Origin of the sequence: Amycolatopsis sp. NPDC052450 (assembly GCF_044547565.1) — a bacterium.
Classification (GTDB): Bacteria; Actinomycetota; Actinomycetes; order Mycobacteriales; family Pseudonocardiaceae; genus Amycolatopsis.
This window is the reverse complement of record NZ_JBIUAQ010000003.1, coordinates 6,995-29,191: the sequence shown is the minus strand read 5'-3', so window position 1 is coordinate 29,191 and position 22,197 is coordinate 6,995. Positions and strand designations below refer to the sequence as shown.

Below are 22,197 nucleotides of genomic sequence, written 5' to 3'. Positions count from 1 at the left end.
CGTTCACCTTTCACGCGAATCGACAAGGATTTCCTTGGACTTAGCTTGGCGGTGCCGCCGGTGCGCTGTCATGTCCCATCGTGCGCCGAACCGGCAGCCGATATGTCCACAATGGACAAGCTCCCGTCGCGAGTGTTGGCCGGTCCGTGAAGGCCTCCTTGAGGGACTCTGGGTCCCTCAAGGAGGCCTTCACGGACCGGTGAGCGCTCTCAACTGACGGGGGCCGTTACGGGCGCCGTCGTCGTCACCCTGGACGGCAGCGGGGCGCCGTACTCGACCCGCACCCCGCGCTCCCGCGCCGCTTCGACGATCGCGGGAATGGCGCGTTCGGCCAGCGCGGCGATCGTCAAGGCCGGATTCACGGTGAGCGCGCCGGGGACCGCGGAGCCGTCGGTGACGAAGATCCCGGGGTGGTCGCGCAGTTCGTGCCGGTCGTCGAGGGCCGAGGTCGCCGGATCGTCGCCGATGCGGCAGGACGCGAGCGGGTGCACCGTGTAGGCACCGACCACGTCGTTGGTCCACGGCATGACCTTGGCCAGCCCGTCGCGTTCCAGGATCGACTTGACCTCGGCGTCGGCCATCGCCCAGCCGCTCAGGGTGTTCGGCGTCGGGTCGTACCGCAGCGAACCGCGGCCCAGCATCTGCTGGGAGATCCGGTACGCGTTGCCGGTCGGCGGCGGCGGGCCGAAGACGCCCTCGTTGTCGTCTTCGGTCATCAGGAAGATGGTCAGCCATGACCGCCACTTACTGAGCATTTCCTTCTTGGCGAGGCCGAACCAGGCCGGGCCGGTCGCGTCCGGAGCCTGGGCGAGGATCGTGCCGAGCCCTGGCGGGAAGTACAGCTGTTCCAGGGAGAACCGGGTGTACTCGGGCCGCGAGCCGTCGAGCTTGTCCCAGTTCGCCACCACCGGGCCCTTGCCGATCTGGTTCGCGGCGTAGGCCGGTCCGTCCTCACGGGACAGGCCGAGCACCTCGCTGACGCGGTCTTCGTCGATGAGCGCGGTGTTGAGCCGCTCGCCGTTCCCGGAGAAGTACCGGCCGACCGCGTGGGGCATCGGCCCGAGTTCGGGCTCGGAGCGTTGCAGGATGACGGGGGTGGCCGCGGCGCCCGCCGCGAGGACGACGATCTTGGCGTCGATGGCGCCGCCGGGCTCCTGGAGCCGGTAGTCCACCTCGTCGACGCGGGTGTAGTGGATCCGGTAGTCGCCGTCGTCGTTCCTGGTGATCCGCTGAACCTCGTGGAGCGGGCGGATGTCGGCGCCGTGGCTGACCGCGCCGGGGATGTAGTTGAACAGCAGCGACTGCTTGGCGTCGAACCGGCAGCCCGCCATCATCCAGTTGCAGTTGGTGCATTTCGCGGCGTCGATCCCGACCGGGACGGGGTTGGCGGTCCGGCCGGAGTGGTTGCACGCGGCGGCCCACAGCCCGCCGGCGTAGGTGACCTCGCTCCAGCTCTGCTTGCGGACCGGCACCACTTCCGAGACGCGGTCGTACCACGGATCCAGCGTGTCGCGGCTGATGGCCTCGGGCCACATGCGGCGCCCGATGCTGCCGTGGCGGTCGAAGACGAACCGCGGCGCTCGCGGCAGCGCGGCGAAGTACACCACGCTGCCGCCACCGACGCAGTTCCCGCCGAGCACGCTCATCCCGTCGCCGGCCACGAAATCGAAGACCCGGGTGTACGACTTGCCGAGCAGGTAGTCGTGGTCGAAGTCCTCACCGGAGAGCCAGGGCCCGCGTTCGAGGACGACGACGTTCGCCCCGCCCGCGGCCAGATGGTAGGCGGCGATGGCGCCACCGAATCCGCTGCCGATGACGACGACATCGGTCTTCTCGGTCGCGTTCATGCCAGGCTCCCTGATTCGGTGGTGTCGGGATGCGACTTCGCCAGCACCCTGCCGTACGAATACTTCGGGAACCGCCACAGGCCGTCGGATTCCGGTTTGGCGAAACCCATCGCGAGCAGGCCGGGATGTCCTTGTTCGATCGCGTCGGTCGTGCTCATGTGCGCGGCGCTGTCGTAGGCCATGTTGCTGAACAGGGCGAGCAGGACCCACCCGTCCTTCTCCGGATGGCCCGGCGTGGTGAGCCGCTCCACCAGCGCGGTCCGGTCGGGGAACGCCAGGGCCACGAACGGCGGGACGGACTCGTCCAGCGTGAGACCGAACTCGTGCGCGTAGGCCGTCGCGTGCCCGTTGAGCGCGGCCGACAACGGTCCGAGACCTTCGGAGACACCCGTGGCGTCCCACTCGAGCAGTTCGATGGCACCGGCGGCGACCGCGCCGCCCCCGTCCGAAACCCCCGCGATCGCCCGGTCGTCCGGTGCTCGTTTCTCGCCGGGGATGATGGTGTCCGCGAACGCTTCGAGCGTCATCGTCTGAAGCTGGTAATCATCCATATTCCGATACCCTCGTCATCTGACCGGAGTGCTACGGGGGAATTCACTGTGCCGAATGGACGGTCATGGGCAGGCCACCGCGAACGCGCAGCGACAACATCGGTTCCGCGACGGCCTCGTATCCCGGCCGCTTCTTCAGTCGCAGCTCGCGGCTGATCATCGCGATCACGAACACCGCTTCCATCATGCCGAGATTGCTGCCGACACAGAACCGGGGACCGGCACCGAAGGGAATGTAGGCATACCGCGGACGGCTGCCCGTGTTCTCCGCGGAGAACCGTTCCGGCGAGAACCGACCAGGGTCGTCCCAGAACTCCGGATGCCGGTGCAGGGTGTAGGGGCAGACCACGACGTCGGCGCCGGCCGGGACCGAATAGCCGCCGATGTCGTCGGCCTCCTGGGCCTGCCTGGTGAGGATCCACACCGGCGGATAGAGCCGCATGACCTCTTCGACCACCATGGTCGTGTAGGTCAGCCGGTGCAGATCCTCGTAGGCGGGTGGCCGATCGCCGAGCACCTCCACCGCCTCTGCGTGCAGCCGCTCGAACACCTCCGGATGCCGGTCCACCAGATGGAAGGTCCAGCCCAGCGTGCTCGCGGTCGTCTCGTGGCCCGCGAGCAGCAGCGTGACCAGCTCGTCCCGCATCCGCAGTTTGGCGACCTCCGGCCGCGGCTCCTCCTTGGTCGAAGCGATCAGCCGGGTCAGCACGTCGTCGCCGTCGACGCGTGGATCGGCCTTGCGCTCGACCACCAGTGCCTCGACGATCCGGTCGAGATCCTTGCGCGCCTTGCGGAACCGCAGCTGCTTGGGCAGCGGGATCCACGTCGGCACCATGCTCAGCGAAACCATCTCGAACATCGCCTGGTCCTGCACCGCCTCGAACGAATGCCCGATCGAGTCGAACGTGCCCAGATCGGCGTCTAGCAGGGACCGCCCGAGCACGCCGAGGGTGAGCCCCGTCATCTCTTCGACGATGTCGACGGGGCCACCGCCCACATGCGTTTTGAGCCTGCCGACGAGTTTCGCGGCCTCCTCGGCGACGACACCCGCCTGCGCGGCGATGCGTTTGTGCTGGAACACCGGTTGGATCGTTTTCCGCTGTTTGCGCCACAGCTCGCCCTCGCTGGTCAGCAAACCGTCGCCGAGGGCGCGTTTCGCCTGGACCAGGCCAATTCCCTTGTGGTAATTGCCACTGTTGTCGGCCAGCACGTGCTTCGCGTATTCCGGATGGTTGAAGAAATAGAGCGTCTTCGGCCCGATGGCGATCCGGGATGCGTCCCCATAGGTGTCGGCCGCCGAGGTCATCAATGCGAGCCGGTCACCGATGAGTTTCTTGAGCAGACCGAACGTCTGGGTACGCGGCGGGCCGGACAGCGACCGGGCCCGCTGCGGCGCGACGGTCATGTCCGCACGACCTTCTTGTCCTCGCCCGTGCCGTCCAGGGTCGCCGGTGGCGCGGGGGTCAGCGAGACCGTCACCTTGCCGTCACCGTTGGTCTCCGGTGTGGCGGCCTCGGCCCGTTGCTTCGCCTCGAACTCCTCACGGGCCTTGTTGGAGAAGTGCAGGCCCCACAGGAACAAACCGCGGACGAGACAGACGATCGCCGTCGCGAGGAAGATGCCGTACGCGATGTGCGCGACCATCAGGAAGCCGTAGATGATCGCCACGCCGGCACCGAACGCGATCTGCGAAGCCGGTTTCGACGGGCTGGTCCCGGGGTCGGTCACCATGTAGTTGGTGAAGAGGATGAAGGCGACACCGGTCATCATGCCGAGCGCGGCGGGAATGGACGTGTCGAAGAAGATGCCACGGACGATCGCCTGCAACGCGAAGGTGATCACCCAGGCGCCGATCAGCCACATCCGGCCGGTGAGCTTCCCGTTCAGCATGGTGCCGCCGAGGATGATGATCCCGGGCACCAGCCAGTCCACGAAGCCGGAGACATGCTCGGTGAAGTGGTACGGCGGCGCGATGTTCACCCACGGGAAGATCAGCAGCAGTACGGCGATGCCGAAGTTCGACGGGTTCATGTAGTGCCGAAGCCTGCCCCGCACCGGGGCACGCAGGACCCACTTCGTGCCGACCGCGACCACCACGCCGAAGATCAGCACCCAGACCTGGTCGTTGACGTAGATCAGCATGTTCATGGCGAGACTGGTGATGTGCGCCGGATAGAGGAATTCCACCATCCCTCGAACGCCCCGGCCCGCGTAGCGCGGTGCCCGGTGGTCGACCCGGGCGGCGAGCGCCTCCAGGCCGATCTCCACGGTGTAACCGGTGGCCAGCGCGATGAACGGCCAGATCCACGGCTGCTCGAAACCCAGCAGCGCGTAGCCGATGATGTTGAACACCGAGATCGACATCGCGAAGTTGCGCAACGCGATGGTGACCTTGGGGTCGTGCCGCGGAGGTGCCGCGGTGCTCGTCGTGTTGTCAGCCATACCGATCACTTCTCCTTGGCCTGGGCGCCCAGCTGCAGGGTGTGCCAGCCAGCGGTCAACTTCAGGTCCTGCTCGTGGATCTGCCCGCTTCGGTCACGCCACTTCAGGTGGACCTGGACCGGGCCGTCGAGGTCGCCAAGGCCGATGTGCACCTCGTTGCTGCGCTTGCCGGAGTGGCCACCGCCGCCGTCGACGCGGCCGACGAGTTTGCGTCCGTCCGGGGTCGTCACCGTCACCTGGGCACCGACCGCCGGCGTGCCGGGAGCCTGTCCGGTCGCCGCCTCGTGGAACAGGTGCAGCCCGAGGTAGGCACCGCTGTCCTTGGCGACGTTCTGGTAGAACACCGGCTGGTCCCACTGCCGGGCCACGGCGAAGTCGAGCTTGCCGTCACCGTTGGAGTCACCGGTCGCGATACCGCGGGTGGGCACCGGCACGTCGAGCTTCAACGCCCCGGAGATGTCGCCGTAGGTCCCGTCGGCACTGCGGGCGTAGAAGGCGAGACGCTGGCTGCCCGCGATGTCGTCGCCGTGGTTCACGTTCGGCCACGCGCCGGGGCTGGACAGGATCCCGTCGTTGGCCGTGGCCAGCTCCTGCAGCTGCGGCCACCGGTTCACCTGGCCCTTGACGAAGCCGGTCGCCTGCGCGATCTCCACGGCGCCGTCGTTGTCGAAGTCGCCCGTCTTGACGTCCCAGCCCCATCCGGACCACGCGGTGCGCGAAGGACCACTGGTGTCGGCGAACGGCGGGGTGCCCTCGGCGAGCTTGGCCCGCACGTCGGCCTGGTCCTTGGCCGTGTTCATGAACTGGAAGTTGCTCTCCTCGATGCCCCACGAGGAGGTGATGTTGCTGACGAACATGTCGTACAGCCCGTCACCGTCGAGATCGCCGAAGTCGACACCCATGCCCTTGAACGAGTCGATGCCGACCTGCTTGGACTTGGGGATGACCGGCGAACGCACGTCCTTGACCAAGGAGAACTTCAGCTTGCCGGGGGTGGACTGGTTGTACAGGAGGTTGTCCGGCCCGAAGTCGTTGGCGAGGTAGAGCTCCGGAAGGCCGTCGCCGTCGAGGTCGTTGGCCGCCGCGCCCAGCTCCCAGCCCTTCGACACGTCGACCGGCAGCGCGTCGTCGACGCGCTGATAGCTCACCGACGGGCTCGCTCCTGTCGTCGCGCCGGTCCAGCGGAAGAAGTAGTCCTCGCCGCCGTTGTAGGCCGCCGACATGGAGTCGTTCATCTCGACACCGCCGGACACCCGGTCGTCGAGCACCGGACCGTGCGGGAAGTAGTTCGTGATGAGGATGTCGCCGTGCCCGTCGCCGTCGAAGTCGTCGAAGGCGACCGCGTTGGTGTTCCACTGCGGACCGTTGTACTCGGCGCCACCGTTGCCGGGGACCAGTTCGGCCGGTATGAACGCGGCGGGGGTGAGCTTGGTCGCGTCCGGCTTGGCCAGGAACACGATCGGGGTGCGTCCCCAGTAGTAGACCAGGAGATCGGTCCGGCCGTCTTCGTTGAAGTCGCCCGGCAGGCAGCCCATCGGCGCGATGCGGTCGTTCATCGGCAGCGGGCCCGGCGACAACGCGAACGGCGCGTACCGGTCCGCCTTCGCGTCCGGCGTCGGGGTGACGACGACCTGGTCGATCCGCGGATCGGTGACGCAGAGATCGTTGGCAAGGCGGTCACCGTCGACGTCGTTCATCGCGATGGCCGCGCCGACCGAAGAGATCCACGCGTCGATATGCTTATAGTCCTTGTTGACCCTGCGGATCTCCTTTTGCGGGAAACCACTCGGCATCGCGATCGAAACCGGGGTGAACCCGAATTTCCCGGCGAGATTCGCCGTCTCGGCGGCGGAGGTCGCAGGCTTTTCGGCGACCACGAACATGGCCGCCATCAATACCAGCGCGACGACGCCTGGTAGTTGCTTGCGCAACCAGCCGGCTACAGACTTCACTGACTGACACCTCCAAGAGAGACGAATTCTCCGGCGATACGATCGCGCCACGCCTCGAAAGCGGGCGATTCGCCGTCGACGACTTTGTCAGGGCGGAGGTCCTGGGTGATCTGCGCCGCTTTCTCGGCGGAGAAACCACACAGGATCCGAGTGGCCGTTTCGGTGTGCGGCACGAGCAGTCCGGCCCGGATCCGCGCTTCCGCGCCGAACGCGCTGCCCTGTGCGACCTGGGGACGGAATCGGCCCGCCCGGTCCGCGAACACGCGCAGCTCCTGCTCGTCGGCCCCGCCGGCATAGGTCGCGGCGAGCCCCGCCCCGCTGTACAGATCCGCCCTGCGTGACTCGGGGAACTGGCCGATCATCGACGTGACACGCGCGGCATCGGTACCGCCGACGAACCACATCGCGCGGCCGATCCCCTGGTCGATGGCGTTGGCGGCATAGCGGGGGCGGCCTTCGGGCCACGGGAAATCCCGCTCCTGGTACTGCTCGTGCACGTAGCGCGCGGTGTGGAAGTAGGCCTGATGGAACCCGTACCCGTCCAGCACGAGCCAGCGCAGCAGCGGATCAGTGGTCGCGCTCTTCGGCCAGCGGAACTTCGGCAGCCGCGCCATCGCCCAGCCGATCCCGACGTAGATCATGTAGATATGCGGCGCACCCGGACCGGCCAGGAATTTCTCGGTGAGCCCGCTCGGCCCCAAGGGCAGCCTGTCCCGGACGGTGAATCCCATGGCCGCACCCTCGTACGCGAATCCGCGGAATCTGGCCGGTACGGTTTCCAGATTCTCCGCGGCCTCTTCGACGGTGCGCGCCTCGGCGGCGTACCCGTATCCGGTGAGGAACGTTTTACCGACGCTCTCCAGCATTTCCTGAGCGGCCGGGTTCTTTTTGTGAAAACCGCGAACATCCAGCAATGTCGCCGAAACATTCGGTGTCAAGACCCGGCGTCTTAGTGCGCGCCAACCTGTCGCCAATGTGATCCGCCTCCGTATGTCCCTCGTTCGGCGATTCATCCCGAACAGAGCTTCACAGGTGGGCGGCGGTGCGGGCCACTCCGAATGTGCTCTGGTACAGCGTCAAGTATGTCCACAATGGACACCGACTGGCGGCGAAGAGCCTACGCGACGTACCCGGACCGTCCACAAGAGACAAACTCTGGCGACCGAATGCCCCATGGATACCCTCGGCCGCAGTCAGGCGCGAAGGGGCCGCGAGTGGCGAGGAGGGTACGGCAAACGTGGCCTGGTCGGTGCCGGGGGTCGCGCCGCGGCCTCATGCCCCCAATGTGGCATTGGGGACGGTCAGCGTCCCCAATGCCACATTGGGAGCAGACCCGGCTTCCCCAGAGCACGCCAAGTTTGCCATACCCTCAAGATCCCGAATCGCCACTCACGACCCCCGGTACCGACCTCAGCCGGCGTCGAGCGAAGCGAAATGCGCGCGGATCTTCTGCCGCCACAGCTCATAAGGCGGTTCGGCGGGGCTTCCGCCGTCGTGGACGGCGGTCCCGTCGGCCAGCCGCACGGCCGCGGCGACGGTCAGGTCGCCGAACGCGCGAACGGCCTGCTCGCTGTGTTCCGGCACGAAACCGGCGTGGACCCTGGCTTTGGCCGCGAACACCATGCCCAGCGCGAGGTCGGGCCGGTAGCGCCCGGCCGCGCGGCGGAGGTCCGCCAACCCGTCCGGCGGGCAACCACCGGCGAAGGTCGCCGCGAGACCGACCCCGCTCCACAGGTCCGGTCCGCGTGCCTCGCCAAAGCGTCCGACAGCCTCGGCGACGGCCTCGGGAACGGCGCCGTTGATGAACCACAGTGCCCGCCCGATCCCCTGGTCGATCGCTCGCGGGAAGTACTCCGGGCAGCCCTGCCACGGATACGGCTTCGGGACCCGCTGCTCGTCCACCCATTTCCGGGTGTCGAAGTAGGCGCGGTCGAAGCCGTAGCCGTCGACGGCGAGCCAGCTCATCGTCGGGTGGTACGGCGACGAGCTCAGCGCCGGGATCACCTTGCCCCACAACGCCCTCGGCAGCCGGGCCATGGCGAAGCCGATCCCGATGTAGGCGAGGAAGATATGCGGCGCGCCCGGTCCTTCGAGCAGCTCGCGTGTCCGCGTGCCCCGGCCGCCGCGCATGGCGTCCAGCACGGTGCAGGCCATGGTCGCGCCCTCGTAGGCGAAGCCGAGCTGCTCGGGCAGGACCAGTTCGAGCCTGCGCTCCAGCTCCCATTGATCCCTGGCGTCGATCCCCCACTCGAACCCGCAGAGCACCGCCTGCGGGATCGCCTCGAGGGTGCCCGCCGCGGGCGCGGCCGCCGCCGGGAACCCGCGTCTGGCGAAGGTCACGTCGCGCAACTGCGGGGTCAGCACGTACCTGCGAACGGATCCGAGTGCGGTGGGCATGGTCTGCTCCTCAGCCCCACGGGGCGACGGGGTACCAGGGGATGATGTCGCGCCGTGCCAGCAGGCGGACATCCCAGTACAGGACGGTGAACACGCCGGCCACGATCAGTGAGACCGCGATCAGCACGGTCAATCTGCTCGGTCTGGCGGCGATCCACCGCCGGAGCCGTCCACCGGCGAAGGTGGCGAGGATCAGGAACAGGATCGCCATGATCACGATGTTCCCGACCGACTGCAGGACGAACGCGGCCGCGCCGTAGAGCGGGTTGTGACTCTCCGCCGCGTCACGGAACATCTGCCGGAACAGGGCGAACGGCCTGCCGATGAGGAAGCCGCCGATCAGCACTCCCATGAACACCATCGGCGCCTGGGGAAAACGCCGCGAGACACGCGCGAACGGGTCGGGCACCACCTTGAGCGCGGCCAGTCCCAGATAGAACATGATCAGGCCGATCAGCCCGAACACCACCAGCGACTGGACACTGCGCGCGGACAAGGCGCCCGGCGCGTTCGGCGACGTCGCGAACTGGGGCATCCTCGTGCCGACGAAGCCGACCAGCGCACCGTAGGCGGCCGAGATCGCGATCATCCCGACCGACAGCCAGCCCAACGGTTTCAAGGCCTGCGCGAACCTCGTCCACCTGCTTCCGGTGGAGCCCAGCATGGGCGCCATCGCGCCGAACACCGCGATATTGCACGCGGTGAACGTGCCGGCGATACCGGAGACCAAGGCGAACATGATCCCCGCGGCGACCCCGGCTATCGGGGTTTCCTTCACGTCGTGCCCGAGCAGCGTGTTGGCCACGTTGTCGCCGATGACCCGGTCGACGAACTCCGCCGACCAGACGACCGTCAGCAGGAATCCGCCGAGACAGCTCAGTAAGATGATCAACCATCGCCTGCCGGGAACGTATCCCGGCACGAACGCCGATGACGCGAGTGAGTCGCCTGCCTTCGCGGATTTCACGCTTTGCTGCACCATCTGCGTCCCCTCGCCCGAGAGCTGTGCCTCGGACAACATAAACGACAATCGCCCCGCGAGACGCCGCCGAAGGGGATGACCGCACATTCCGACAAGATGTTCGGGATCGTGCTCAATACCCGATGTACGCCGTCCGGCCTCGGTGCGGGCCCGCTTCGTGATCACCGGGCCACCCCGTCGGACACCAGCGTAACCGCCTGGTCAGCCTACCGGGAGCCGTCGATTCATAACGCTTCCATGGAATTGCGCGCCATCCCGATGAATCACGCCGTTATGCCGTTTCGGCTGCTCACAGGCCGACTGACCGCACATTCGAAGATGCCCCGGGAGACGTCAACAGGCAGCCTCGGGTAGCAGGTTGGCGAGTTTATCCTTTCACCGAATAAGTGCCGCATTCGGCGAGTGCATTTCTGTTTATCGACATCATCGGCGGAGGACCCGGAGAATGATGAGCAACACGCGAATAGCAATCGTCGGCATCGGCCTACGCTATCCGGACGCGAGTTCCACCGACGAATTGTGGGACAACGTCCTCGCAGGTCGCCGGGCGTTTCGCCGTCTCCCCGACGAGCGGATGAACCACACCGACTACTTCTCGGCCGATCCGGCGGCGCCGGATCGCTTCTATTCCAGCAAGGCCGCCGTACTGCGTGATTTCGAGTTCGACCGGGTGCAGTACAAGGTCGCGGGCAGCACGTTCCGGTCGACCGACATGACCCACTGGCTCGCCCTCGACGTCGCGGCACAGGCGCTCGCCGACGCCGATTTCCCTGGCGGTGAAGGACTTCCGAAGCAGTCCACCGGCGTCGTCATCGGCAACAGCCTCACCGGTGAATTCGCCCGTGCCAACCTGATGCGGTTGCGCTGGCCGTACGTGCGCCGGACGGTGGCCGCCGCGCTGGCCGAAAAGGGCTGGGAAGACGGCACGGTCGCCGAGTTCCTCCAGACCCTGGAGCCGAAGTACAAGGCGCCGTTCCCGCCGATCGACGAGGACACCCTCGCGGGCGGGCTCGCCAACACCATCGCCGGGCGGATCTGCAACTACTTCGACCTCGCCGGCGGCGGGTACACCGTCGACGGCGCCTGTTCCTCGTCCCTGCTTTCCGTTGTCACAGCGGCGAAATCCCTTATCGAAGGCGATCTGGACGTCGCTCTCGCGGGCGGTGTGGACCTCTCGATCGACCCGTTCGAAGTGATCGGTTTCGCCAAGACCGGCGCGCTGGCCACCGGCGACATGAAGGTGTACGACCGGGACTCCAACGGCTTCTGGCCCGGCGAGGGCTCCGGCGTCGTGGTCTTGATGCGCGAGGAGGACGCGCTCGCCCGCGGCAAGAAGATCTACGCGTCGATCACCGGCTGGGGTGTGTCCTCGGACGGCAAGGGCGGCATCACCCGCCCGGAGGCGAGCGGGCACCGGCTGGCCATCTCCCGCGCGTACCACCGGGCGGGTTACGACGTCGGGTCGGTTTCGTACTTCGAGGGCCACGGCACCGGGACCGCGCTGGGCGACGCCACCGAGATCACCGCGCTGTCCTCCGCCCGCCGTGACGCCGCCCCTGGCGCCCCCAAGGCCGCGCTCAGCTCGGTCAAGGGCAACTTCGGGCACACCAAGGCCGCGGCCGGGGTCGCCGGGCTGATCAAGGCCGCGCTCTCGGTGCACAACCAGGTCATCCCGCCGGGCACCGGCCAGCAGGATCCGCATCCGTTGCTGCTCGAGGACGACGCGACGATGTTCGTCCCCGCCGAAGCCGGGTTGTGGCCGCGGGACCAGGAAATCCGCGCCGGTGTCTCGGCCATGGGCTTCGGCGGGATCAACACGCATATCGCGATCGAGCAGGCGCCGGGGGTGCGGCGCCGCACCGAGTTGCCCAACCGCGCCACGAACCTGGTCGGCGGGCGTCAGGACGCCGAGGTGCTGCTGCTGGACGCGGACGACGCGGACGCGCTGTGCGACAAGATCGCGGGTCTCGAAGAACTGGTCGCGAAGCTGTCCTACGCCGAACTTTCCGACTTGGCCTTCACTCTCGCCGGCTCGCTGTCCGGCAGGCCCCTGCGTGCGGCGCTCGTCGCCACCGGGCCCGAGGAAGCCGTCCGCAAACTGGGCAAACTCCGCGCCCTGCTCGGTTCGGGAACGACCAAGATCTTCAACGCGTCCGACGGCATCTTCGCGGGCTCGGGTGCCAAAGCACCGAAGATCACCTTCCTGTTCCCCGGCCAGGGTTCCGGCCGCGGCGCGGTCGGCGCGATCCGGCGCCGGTTCCCGATCGCCGAAAGCATCTTCCGTGAGGCGGGCGTGTCCGCCCACGGCGACCAGGTGGCCACCGAGGTCGCGCAGCCGCGGATCGTGGCGGGCTCGGTGGCCGCGCTGCGGGTGCTGGACAACCTCGGCATCGAGGCGAACGCGGCCGTCGGGCACAGCCTCGGTGAACTCACCGCGCTGTCCTGGGGCGGGGCGATGGACGGGACGAAAGTGCTCGAACTCGCGGCGATCCGCGGCAAGGTGATGGCCAGTGCCAGCCGGGGCGGCGGCACGATGGCGAGCCTCGGGACCGACCCGGAGAAGGCGCTGCACCTGGCGAACGGGCTCGGCGTGGTCATCGCCGGCTACAACGGGCCCGACCAGACGGTCGTCTCCGGCGCCGTGGAGGCGGTCGAGCTGGTCTGCAAGAAGGCCGTCGCCGCGGGCGTCAACGCGACCAGGATCAACGTCTCCCACGCGTTCCACTCCCCCTTCGTCACCCCGGCGGCGGGCGCGATGGCCGAACGGCTCGCCGGGATCGGCTTCCGCCCGCTGACAGGGAACGTCGTGTCCACCGTGACCGGCGACGTCCTCGCCCCGGACACCGACCTGCGTGAGTTGCTGCGCGAGCAGGTACTGGAGCCGGTGCGTTTCCACGCCGCCGCCGCCAAGGCCGTCGAGGGCGCGGATCTCGCGCTCGAGGTCGGGCCCGGCCGGGTCCTCGCCGGTCTGCTGACCGGGATCTCCCCGGACACACCGGTGTTGTCGATGGACACCGACAACACGTCGCTGGCTCCGCTGCTGTCCGTGGTCGGTGCCGCGTATGCGGCGGGCGCCTCGATCGACACCGCCGTCCTGTACGCCGGACGCGCGGTGAAACCGCTGCCGACGGACACCGAGTTCAGTTTCCTTGCCAGCCCTTGCGAAACGGCGCCGGAGATCAGCGCGGATCTGCTCGTCGCCGCCGACGCCGCCGATGTGCGGAACCCGGCGGGCACCGTGGCCGAGGAAGCGGACACGAAGACCTCGACGCTGGAACTGCTGCGCAGGCTGGCGGCCGAGCGCGTCGAGCTTCCGCTGGAAGCCGTCGGCCCGGACACCCACCCGCTCGACGACCTGCACCTGAGTTCGATCACCGTCGGCCAGATCGTCAACGAGGTCACCCGCGAGCTCGGCAGGCCGCCGCTCACCGCGACGCCGAACTTCGCCACCGCGCGGTTCGGTGAGCTGGCCGAGATCATCGACCAGCTCGCGGACACCGCGCACGACGCCGGGCAGCCGTCGGGAGAGGCCGCGGGGGTGGCGTCCTGGGTGCGCCCGTTCGCGGTCACCTGGACCGAGCAGCCGCGCGCCGTCGCCGCGCCGCACGCCGGCACGGAGACGAGTGACTGGGCGGTGTTCGCCCCGGACGGACACCCGCTCGCGGAGCCGCTGCGGGCGGCGCTGGCCACCGCCGGCCTCGGCGAGGGTGTGCTGCTGTGCCTGCCTCCGGACTGCGACGAGCGCCAAGCCGGGTTGTTCCTCGACGCCGGCCGCGCCGCGGTGTCCCGGCCGAACGGCACCCGGTTCGTCGTCGTCCAGCAGGGGCTCGGCGCCTCGGGCCTGGCCAAGACACTGCATCTGGAAGACCCCTCGGCGCCCACCACGATCGTCGAGCTCCCCGATGTCCTGACGGTCGATCCGGACGGGATCCGGCTCGCGGTGACGCGGGTCGTGTCCGAGACCGCGGGCACCGCCGGTTTCGCGGAGGTGCGGTACGCCGCGAACGGCACGCGCTCGGTCCCGGTGCTGCGGCCGATGCCCCGGCTCGCCGCCGAGCCGTCGAACCTCGGCGACACGGACGTCCTGCTCGTGACCGGTGGCGGCAAGGGAATCACCGCGGAAAGCGCCTTGGCCGTCGCCAAGGATTCCGGCGCGAGGCTCGCCCTGCTCGGCCGTGCCGACCCGGCGGAAGACGCCGAACTCGCGGCCAACCTGGAGCGGTTCGAAGCCGCCGGGGTGCGGTACTCGTATCACCGCGCCGACGTCACTTCGGCAGGCCAGGTCGCCGCCGCGGTGACGGCCGCCGAGGCGGAACTGGGCCCGGTGACCGCGATCCTGCACGGCGCGGGCCGCAACGAGCCGGACTCGCTGTACAGCCTCACCGAGGAGAAGTTCCGCGCGACACTGGCGCCCAAGATCGACGGGCTGCGCGCGGTACTGGCCGCCGTCGATCAGGACCGGATCAAACTGCTCATCACCTTCGGCAGCATCATCGGCCGGGCGGGCCTGCGCGGAGAGGCGCACTACGCCACCGCCAACGACTGGATGAGCGAACTGGCCGTGCGTTTCCAGGCCGAACACCCGCGGGCGCGGGCGATCGCACTGGAGTGGTCGGTCTGGTCCGGCGCGGGCATGGGCGAGCGGCTGGGTGTCGTCGAGGCACTCGAACGGGACGGCATCACCCCCATCTCCACCGAAAACGGCCTCGCGGTCCTGCGCCAGGTGCTCGGCGACCCGGAACTGGGACCGGTGCTGGTGGTGAGCGGGCGTACCGGCGGGCTGCCGACGCTGACCCTGCGACGTCCGGCGCTCCCGCTGGGGCGTTTCCTGGACCGCACTCTCGTGCACTACCCGGGTGTCGAGCTGGTCACCGAGGCGGGCCTGTCCGAGAGCAGCGACCCTTACCTGTCGGATCACCTGCTCGACGGTGACCTGCTGTTCCCGGCGGTGATCGGGATGGAGGCGATGACGCAGGCCGCCGTCGCGCTCTCCGGGAACGAGGGTCCCCCGGTGCTGGAGAACCTCGAGTTCCTCCGGCCGATCGTGGTGCGTCCGGACGGCTCGACCACGATCCGCCTCGCCGCGCTCGCCGTCGACGGCGACACCGTCGACGTGGTGATCCGCAGTGAGGAGACCGGCTTCGGCGCCGACCACTTCCGCGCGACACTGCGCTGGCCGCGGCCGGACCTGTCCGGGGAACCGGCGGCCGTCGCGACCGGGCTGCCCCCGGTCCCGGTCGACCCCGCCGCCGAGCTCTACGGCGGGATCATGTTCCAGGGCAAGCGTTTCCAGCGGCTGCTCGGCTACCGGCGGGCCGGTGCGCGGCACGCCGTGGCCGAGGTCGACGCCCGTCACCAGACCGGCTGGTTCGACACGTTCCTGCCGCAGGAGATGGTGCTCGCCGACCCGGGCACGCGGGACACCGCGATGCACGCGTTGCAATGCTGCGTCCCGGACGCCACCCTGCTGCCCGAGCGGATCGAGCGGATCCACCTCATGCCGCCGGACGACGTGCCCGACTATGTCGTGCTCGACGCGAAGGAGCGTGTGCAGGACGGCGACAGCTACACCTACGACATCGACCTGTTCACGCCGGACGGCGCACTGCTGGAGCGCTGGGAAGGCCTGACGCTGCGGGCGGTCCGCAAGAACGACGGCGCCGGCCCGTGGGTCGCGCCCATGCTGAGCGGCTACCTGGAGCGCTCGCTGGAGCGGGTGCTCGGTGGCAGCAGGGCGGTCGTGGTCGAACCCGACCCCAAGACGGTGGCCGTCCCCGAGCGGCGTGCGCAGACCGCGCTCGCACTGGGCAGGGCACTGAACACGCCGGTATCGGTGCGTTACCGGCCCGACGGCAAGCCGGAGATCGACGGCGCCGAGGTCTCCGCGGCCCACGGCGCGGGCCTCACGCTGGCACTGGCGGGCACCGGACGGATCGGCTGTGACGTCGAGGTGGCGCTCACCCGCTCCGAACGGGACTGGGCCGAACTGCTCGGCGAGCGGCAGCTGTCCGTCCTGAGCCTGCTCGGCGACGAGATGTCCGTGGCGGGAACCCGGATCTGGGCCGCGCTGGAATGCCTGCGCAAAGCCGGCGCGACGACCCAGGCGCTCACCGTCGACAAGGTCCACGCCGACCGGTGGGTGACCCTGTCCGCCGGGGACGCGGTGATCGCCACCTGGGTGACCCGGATCGAGGACCTCCCCGATCCGGTCGTGTTCGCGGTACTGACCGGCAAGGAGGGGCGCTGATGCCCGGCTATTTCGAGATCCGGCACACCGTCGGGTTCGAGGAGACGAACATCGTCGGCAATGTCTACTACGTCAACTACCTGCGCTGGCAGGGACGGTGCCGGGAGATGTTCCTGCGGGATCGCGCGCCGGGTGTGCTGGCCGAACTCCAGGACGACCTGAAGCTGTTCACGCTCAAGGTCGAATGCGAGTTCTACGCCGAGATCACCGCCTTCGACGACCTGTCGGTGCGCATGCGGCTCGAAGAACTGACGCAGACCCAGATCCAGTTCAGCTTCGACTACGTGCACCTCAAGGAAGGCGTCGAGCTCATGGTGGCCAAGGGACGGCAGCGGGTCGCGTGCATGCGCGGCCCCAACGCCGACACCGTCCCGGCCAGGGTGCCCGAAGAACTGCGGGCGGCACTCGCCCCGTACGCCGAATCGCCGTCCGCCGCTCGCGCGGCGCTCATGACCGCGGGAGGATGACATGACCAGCAACGGGCAGTCCGTGCCGATGTCCACCGCCGGTTTCCGGCAGGCTGCCGATCCGGCGCCGGTCTCACTGCGCGAGGCGATGTCCCAGTTCGCCACCGGGATCACCGTCGTGACCGCGCCCGGCGAACGCTGTCACGGGATGACCGCCAACGCGTTCAGCTCGGTGTCGCTCGAACCGCCGCTGGTGCTGTGCTGCATCAGCCGGACGGCGAGGATGCACGCCGCGATCATGTCGTCACGCACGTTCGCGGTGTCCATGCTCGGCGCCGACCAGGAACATCTGGCGCGGTACTTCGCCGACCGGAGCCGCCCGAACGGGGTGGCCCAGTTCGACGCGGTGGACTGGGTGCCGGGCCCGCGCACGGGTGCTCCGCTGCTGTCCGGTTCGCTCGCCTGGCTGGAATGCGAGCTGGCCGAGTCCTATGACGGCGGCGACCATTCCATCTTCCTCGGCCGGGTGCTCGATTCGCGCCGGATCCCCGACCAGAAGGCGCTGGTGTTCTACGCCGGCGCCTTCCACCGGGTGGCCTGACCCGTGAAACGGAGACGTTCGATGCTGGTAAGCGTGACCGGCGCGACCGGATTCCTCGGCTCCCACTCGGTGGCCGCGATCGCCAGGGCGGGCCATTCCCTGCGCCTGCTCGTCCGTGACGAGTCCACTGTGGACAAAGCACTGGCACCGCTCGGCGTCGACACGAGCGCGATCGAGGTGATCACCGGGGACGTGACCGACGAACGCCGGGTCGCCGCGCTGGTGCGCGGCGCCGACGCCGTGCTGCACGCGGCCGCCGTGTACTCCTTCGACAGCAGGCAACGACGCGTCATGTGGCGCACCAACGAAATCGGCACCGACGTGGTGCTCGGCGCCGCCCGGCGCGCGGGGGCGGGCCGCATCGTGCACGTGTCCACGGTCGGGGCGATGCTGCCCGCCGCGGCGGGCACGCTGCGGGCCGACACGCCGGTCGGTACCGCGCGCGAGCCCTATCTCGCGAGCAAAGCCGCCGCCGAGGAGATCGCGCGGCGTCACCAGAGGGAAGGAGCGCCCGTCGTGATCACCTATCCGTCCGCGCTCATCGGGCCACACGACCCGTATCTCGGCGACCAGAACGCCCGGCTGCGCAACGCTTTACGCGGTCTCATGCCGATCTGGCCCGCCGGCGGCTTCCCGGTGGGAGACGTCCGTGACACGGCGAGTCTGCACGCGCGCTTGATCGACGCCGACATCCTGTCGGGAAACCGGTTCTTCGGCCCCGGCACCTATCTGTCCACCCGGGACTACGTCCGGACCCTGCGCGAGGTGACCGCCAGGGCGCTGCCCGCGGTCTTCCTCCCCGCCAAGGCGATGACACCGGTCGGCCGCCTGACGGGCGCGCTGCAGCGTGTGTGGCCGTGGCACATCCCGGCCGAGTACGGCGCGATCTACCTGTGCGGCTGCGCGACCGGGGTCGCGCAAGGGGAACCCACCGGGGGCGTGACCGCGCGGCCGGTGGCCGATTCCATGCGCGACACGGTTCGCTGGCTGCACGAACGGGGACTGCTCGCCGACCGGCAGTCCGGCCGGATCGCGAAGGCGGTGGCATGAGCACCGCGGAGTTCGACTTCATCCCCGTGCCCCACCACCGGCCCGATCCGCCGCGCCCGGTCAACGGGCACCGCCGCGACCGGCCGGCGCCCGCCCCCGCACCGCCTCCCGAACGGACGATGAGCCTGCTGCGCGAGCAGCGTGACGCGCTCCACGAGCGGGCGACGGCGGGCAACGCCATGGGGGTGGACCGGCAGCACGCCCTCGGCAAACGCACCGCGCGCGAGCGGCTCGACCTGCTGCTCGACCCCGGCTCCTTCACCGAGATCGAGCTCTACCGGCGTAACCACGCGAGCGGGTTCAGGATCGGCGAGAACCGGCCGCACACCGACGGCGTGATCGCGGGTTCGGGCACCATCGACGGCCGCCGGGTGTTCGTGTACGCCCAGGACTTCACGATCTTCGGCGGTTCACTCGGCGCCGCGCACGCCGCGAAGATCCACAAGGTGATGGACCTCGCGCTGTCGACCGGCTCGCCGATCATCGGGATCAACGACAGCGGCGGCGCACGCATCCAGGAAGGGGTGCTGGCCCTCGACGGCTACGGCGGGATCTTCCGCAGGCACGTGGCCGCCTCGGGGATCGTGCCGCAGATCAACGTGGTGCTCGGGCCGTGTGCCGGCGGGGCGGCCTACTCCCCCGCGCTGGCCGACTTCACGTTCATGGTCCGCGACACGGCGAAGCTCTATCTCACCGGTCCGGACGTGGTCGAAGCCGTGACCGGTGAGCGGGTCAGCCATGACGAACTCGGCGGCGCCGACGTGCACGGAAAGCGATCCGGTGTGGCCACCTTCGTGCACGACGACGAGGAGAGCTGCCTGGACGACGTGCGGTATCTGGTGTCGATGCTGCCCGCCAACAACCTCGACCTGCCGCCCCGCGCCAGGCCGCGGGACGCGCGGCACGACAGCCGCCCGCGACTGGCCGAAATCGTGCCCGCCGAACCCAACAAGCCCTACGACATGCGGTCGGTGATCACCGAACTGGTCGACGACGGCGAGTTCCTGGAACTGCACGAGGGCTGGGCGGCCAACATCGTCTGCGCGTTCGCCCGCGTCGACGGCGAGGTCGTCGGGCTGGTCGGCAACCAGCCGTTGGTGCTGGCCGGGGTTCTGGACATCGAGGCCGCGCAGAAGGCCGCCCGGTTCGTGCGCTTCTGCGACGCGTTCGGGATCCCGCTCGTCACCCTCGTCGACGTCCCGGGCTTCCTGCCGGGCACCGAGCAGGAGTACGCCGGGGTGATCCGGCACGGCGCGAAGCTGCTCTACGCCTACTGCGAGGCCACCGTGCCGCGGATCCAGGTCATCCTGCGCAAGGCCTACGGCGGCGCGTACATCGTGATGGACTCGCGGTCCATCGGCACCGACCTGTCCTTGGCGTGGCCCACCAACGAAATCGCGGTGATGGGGGCGGAGGGAGCCGTGAACGTCCTGTTCCGCAAGGAACTCGCCGACTCCGCCGACCCGGCGGCACTGCGCACGACGTTGATGGACGAGTACCTCGACGAGCTGGTCCACCCCTACTACGCGGCCGAACGCGGCCTGGTGGACGACGTCATCGATCCGGCGCGGACCAGGGCCGCCGTGGCCTCGGGGCTGGCGATGCTGAAGGACAAGCAGCGCCAGCCCGCCCGGCGCAAACACGGAAACGTGCCGCTGTAACGAGGGCTCCGGTGTTCAGGAGCCCGGTGTTCAGGAGCCGCAGAGGCAACCGGTGGGCGAAGGCGCGGCCGCGGGCGACCCGTTCGGCACCGCGCCCGCCGCCGCCGGGAACTCGGCGCGCATACGTTCGCGCGATCCGGCGACGGATCGGTTCGCCTCCTCCTTTCCGTCGCCGGCGCCCACCATCAAACCCACCAGCTGCACCTCGAAACAATGATCGGCGTCCCACGGACTGAGCAGATAATCGCCGAGTTCGAGGGTCACCAGGCCGTGGGTGGCGATCCACATCTGATGCGCCACCAGCCCGGCGTCGGCCGGGGAGAAACGACCGGCGGAAAGGCATCTGCCCACGCACTCGACGACGTTCGACAACGTGTACCGGCCGTGCTGCCGATCTTTCTCCGACAACGAGAAACCGGCGAGCGAGGCACCGCCGAACATCACCGCGTACAGATGCGGATTCGCCAAGGCCGTATACCGGTAAGCGCGGCCGAGCAGCGCCATGTCGGCCACCGGATCAGCCGTCTTGCACACACTCGTCATATGTTGCTGAAGCCGGGCGAAACCCTCGTGGACGATCTCACGGACAAGGCCGCGCATGCCGCCGAAATGGGTGTAGACCCCCATTGTCGAACTTCCCGCCGCGGCGGCCACCCGGCGCGTCGACAAGGCTCCCGGCCCCTCTTCGGCCAGGAGCCTCGCCCCGATTTCCAGCAACGCCCGCTTCGCCTTCGGGTCCGGCTTGCGCGGGCTCATGAAACGGACCTGCCGAATATCGACATCTAGTACCCTTCGATGATCGCGGTGAACTGTTCGCAAAGATCGTCGAGCGAGCGGCGGGACGAACTCAACTGGCGCGTTCTTGGAGCGCGGCCGTCCGCACGTCGAGCAGGGCGAGCAGCACCGGCGGGTCCATCGCCCTGGCGGGCCGCAGGTCCAGGTCCACATCGATCACCGGAACGTCCTGATGCACGACGAGCGGGCCGCGCGAACCGACGAACGGCGCGCCGTCCGGACCGATCGAACCGGTCACGGTCTCCTCGGCACCCGGCGCGACGGACTGGGCGAGCAGGTACCAGGTTCCCTCCGGCACGTTCTCGAGCACGAAGTCCCCCGGTTCGGACAGCACACTGCAGCTGACCGGGTTGCCCTGCGGAATGGGGTCGCGGAACAGGCCGACGAAGGTCAGGCCACGTTCCCCTTCACCGCAGACCTGCATATCGCCACGGAGGGTCGACGACCGGCTCTCCAATTCCGAACCGCGCCGCTGCGCCGGGACTGGCGCGTAACCGCGCAATTGCCGGTACGCGATGGGCGAAACCCCGACGCTCTCCTTGAATCGCGAACTGAAGGTGCCAGGGCTGTTGTAGCCGACCTGGTAACTGATATCCGCGACGGTGAACGCCGTGGAAACGAGCAGTCTCTTCGCTTCCTGGATCCGCATGGCGGACAGGAAACGCGCCGGCGAAACCCCGGTCACCCGTTGAAAGACTCTGGTAAAGTGGAATTTGCTGAACATGGCACTCCGCGCCATATCGTCCACTGTCAGGCGCTCGCCAAGATTCTCCTGCATCGAAACGATCACACGCTCGACAACGACTTGCTCTGAGAATTTGTCCATAGCCCCCAGCCCCCTGACCCCCTACGTCATGGCAGTCAACATATCAGGCGATAAAGGGGGCGGCAATGCTCACAGCGGGCATATCACACTAAGTACTTAGTCAATAACACACTAACAAAGTCCCGACTTCGGCGGGTCGGCCATTCGGCGGCAAGGCCGCCGCTGTTCGGCAGAGAGATTGCGCCGAACGAGTGACACTTTCTTGGATGGTTACCGACAATGAATTCGGCCGTCGAGTTGAGCATAACCGAAGTAGCCTGCTTTAGGGGCCACCACTAGGATAACGTACACCCCTTTGATCAACTCGGTAATATTCCGTTCACAAACCACCGGGACGCGCCCAATGTGGCATTGGGGACGCCCGGGGCCCCAAAACCAAAAATGGGCCGCCACACCCCCCCCCCCCCGGTTGGGCCCCCGGGGGGGGCCCGCCCCCCCC

The 22,197-nt window shown here is 68.5% G+C and carries 15 protein-coding genes; 5 read left to right on the top strand and 10 right to left on the bottom strand.

Going from position 1 to position 22,197, the window contains the following annotated elements; genetic code table 11:
• Positions 1-209: 209 nt before the first annotated feature.
• From ACIHAO_RS07470 to ACIHAO_RS07435, 8 genes are all read right to left on the bottom strand, one after another.
• Entirely contained in the window at positions 210-1,847 is a 1,638-nt protein-coding gene (locus ACIHAO_RS07470) for an FAD-dependent oxidoreductase (protein ID WP_396555442.1), read from the bottom strand.
• On the bottom strand, positions 1,844-2,398 hold the full coding sequence (locus ACIHAO_RS07465) for a DUF5987 family protein (protein ID WP_396555439.1): 555 nt from the start codon (positions 2,396-2,398) through the stop codon (positions 1,844-1,846). Before ACIHAO_RS07465 ends, ACIHAO_RS07470 begins: the two co-directional genes overlap by 4 nt.
• A gap of 43 nt (positions 2,399-2,441) precedes the next feature.
• The gene (locus tag ACIHAO_RS07460; protein WP_396555438.1) at positions 2,442-3,803 is read right to left on the bottom strand and encodes a cytochrome P450; all 1,362 of its coding nucleotides are present in this window, start codon (positions 3,801-3,803) and stop codon (positions 2,442-2,444) included.
• Complete coding sequence (locus ACIHAO_RS07455; protein WP_396555436.1) at positions 3,800-4,840, bottom strand: enediyne biosynthesis protein; 1,041 nt, start codon at positions 4,838-4,840, stop codon at positions 3,800-3,802. The genes ACIHAO_RS07460 and ACIHAO_RS07455 overlap by 4 nt, the downstream gene beginning before the upstream one ends.
• Before the next feature lie 5 nt (positions 4,841-4,845).
• The gene (locus ACIHAO_RS07450; RefSeq protein WP_396555434.1) at positions 4,846-6,792 is read right to left on the bottom strand and encodes a CRTAC1 family protein; all 1,947 of its coding nucleotides are present in this window, start codon (positions 6,790-6,792) and stop codon (positions 4,846-4,848) included.
• Complete coding sequence (locus tag ACIHAO_RS07445) at positions 6,789-7,805, bottom strand: DUF1702 family protein (protein WP_396555432.1); 1,017 nt, start codon at positions 7,803-7,805, stop codon at positions 6,789-6,791. The genes ACIHAO_RS07450 and ACIHAO_RS07445 overlap by 4 nt, the downstream gene beginning before the upstream one ends.
• A gap of 397 nt (positions 7,806-8,202) precedes the next feature.
• Complete coding sequence (locus ACIHAO_RS07440) at positions 8,203-9,189, bottom strand: DUF1702 family protein (RefSeq protein WP_396555430.1); 987 nt, start codon at positions 9,187-9,189, stop codon at positions 8,203-8,205.
• 10 nt (positions 9,190-9,199) lie between these two features.
• Positions 9,200-10,171 (bottom strand): hypothetical protein, encoded by a 972-nt coding sequence (locus ACIHAO_RS07435; protein WP_396555428.1) that lies wholly within the window; start codon positions 10,169-10,171, stop codon positions 9,200-9,202.
• Between the two features lie 448 nt (positions 10,172-10,619).
• On the opposite strand from ACIHAO_RS07435, the gene ACIHAO_RS07430 reads away from it, so the two are divergent.
• From ACIHAO_RS07430 to ACIHAO_RS07410, 5 genes are read left to right on the top strand one after another with little or no spacing between them, the layout of a single operon-like run.
• Positions 10,620-16,418 (top strand): SDR family NAD(P)-dependent oxidoreductase, encoded by a 5,799-nt coding sequence (locus ACIHAO_RS07430; protein WP_396555426.1) that lies wholly within the window; start codon positions 10,620-10,622, stop codon positions 16,416-16,418.
• Positions 16,418-16,885: an acyl-CoA thioesterase gene (locus ACIHAO_RS07425; protein WP_396555424.1), complete on the top strand. Its 468-nt coding sequence runs from the start codon at positions 16,418-16,420 to the stop codon at positions 16,883-16,885. Before ACIHAO_RS07430 ends, ACIHAO_RS07425 begins: the two co-directional genes overlap by 1 nt.
• A 28-nt stretch (positions 16,886-16,913) precedes the next feature.
• On the top strand, positions 16,914-17,426 hold the full coding sequence (locus ACIHAO_RS07420) for a flavin reductase family protein (RefSeq protein WP_396556040.1): 513 nt from the start codon (positions 16,914-16,916) through the stop codon (positions 17,424-17,426).
• A gap of 21 nt (positions 17,427-17,447) precedes the next feature.
• Complete coding sequence (locus ACIHAO_RS07415; RefSeq protein ID WP_396555422.1) at positions 17,448-18,476, top strand: NAD-dependent epimerase/dehydratase family protein; 1,029 nt, start codon at positions 17,448-17,450, stop codon at positions 18,474-18,476.
• Complete coding sequence (locus tag ACIHAO_RS07410) at positions 18,473-20,137, top strand: acyl-CoA carboxylase subunit beta (protein ID WP_396555420.1); 1,665 nt, start codon at positions 18,473-18,475, stop codon at positions 20,135-20,137. Before ACIHAO_RS07415 ends, ACIHAO_RS07410 begins: the two co-directional genes overlap by 4 nt.
• A 30-nt stretch (positions 20,138-20,167) precedes the next feature.
• Here ACIHAO_RS07410 and ACIHAO_RS07405 read toward each other — a convergent pair whose 3' ends face one another.
• Together ACIHAO_RS07405 and ACIHAO_RS07400 are read right to left on the bottom strand one after the other, a co-directional pair.
• Positions 20,168-20,893 carry a TetR/AcrR family transcriptional regulator gene (locus ACIHAO_RS07405; RefSeq protein WP_396555418.1) on the bottom strand — a complete coding sequence of 242 codons (726 nt, stop codon included), beginning with the start codon at positions 20,891-20,893 and terminating at the stop codon, positions 20,168-20,170.
• Positions 20,894-20,984: 91 nt separating this feature from the next.
• Positions 20,985-21,710, bottom strand: coding sequence for an AraC family transcriptional regulator (locus tag ACIHAO_RS07400; RefSeq protein WP_199749136.1), 726 nt, complete (start codon positions 21,708-21,710; stop codon positions 20,985-20,987).
• Between the last annotated feature and the right edge of the window lie 487 nt (positions 21,711-22,197).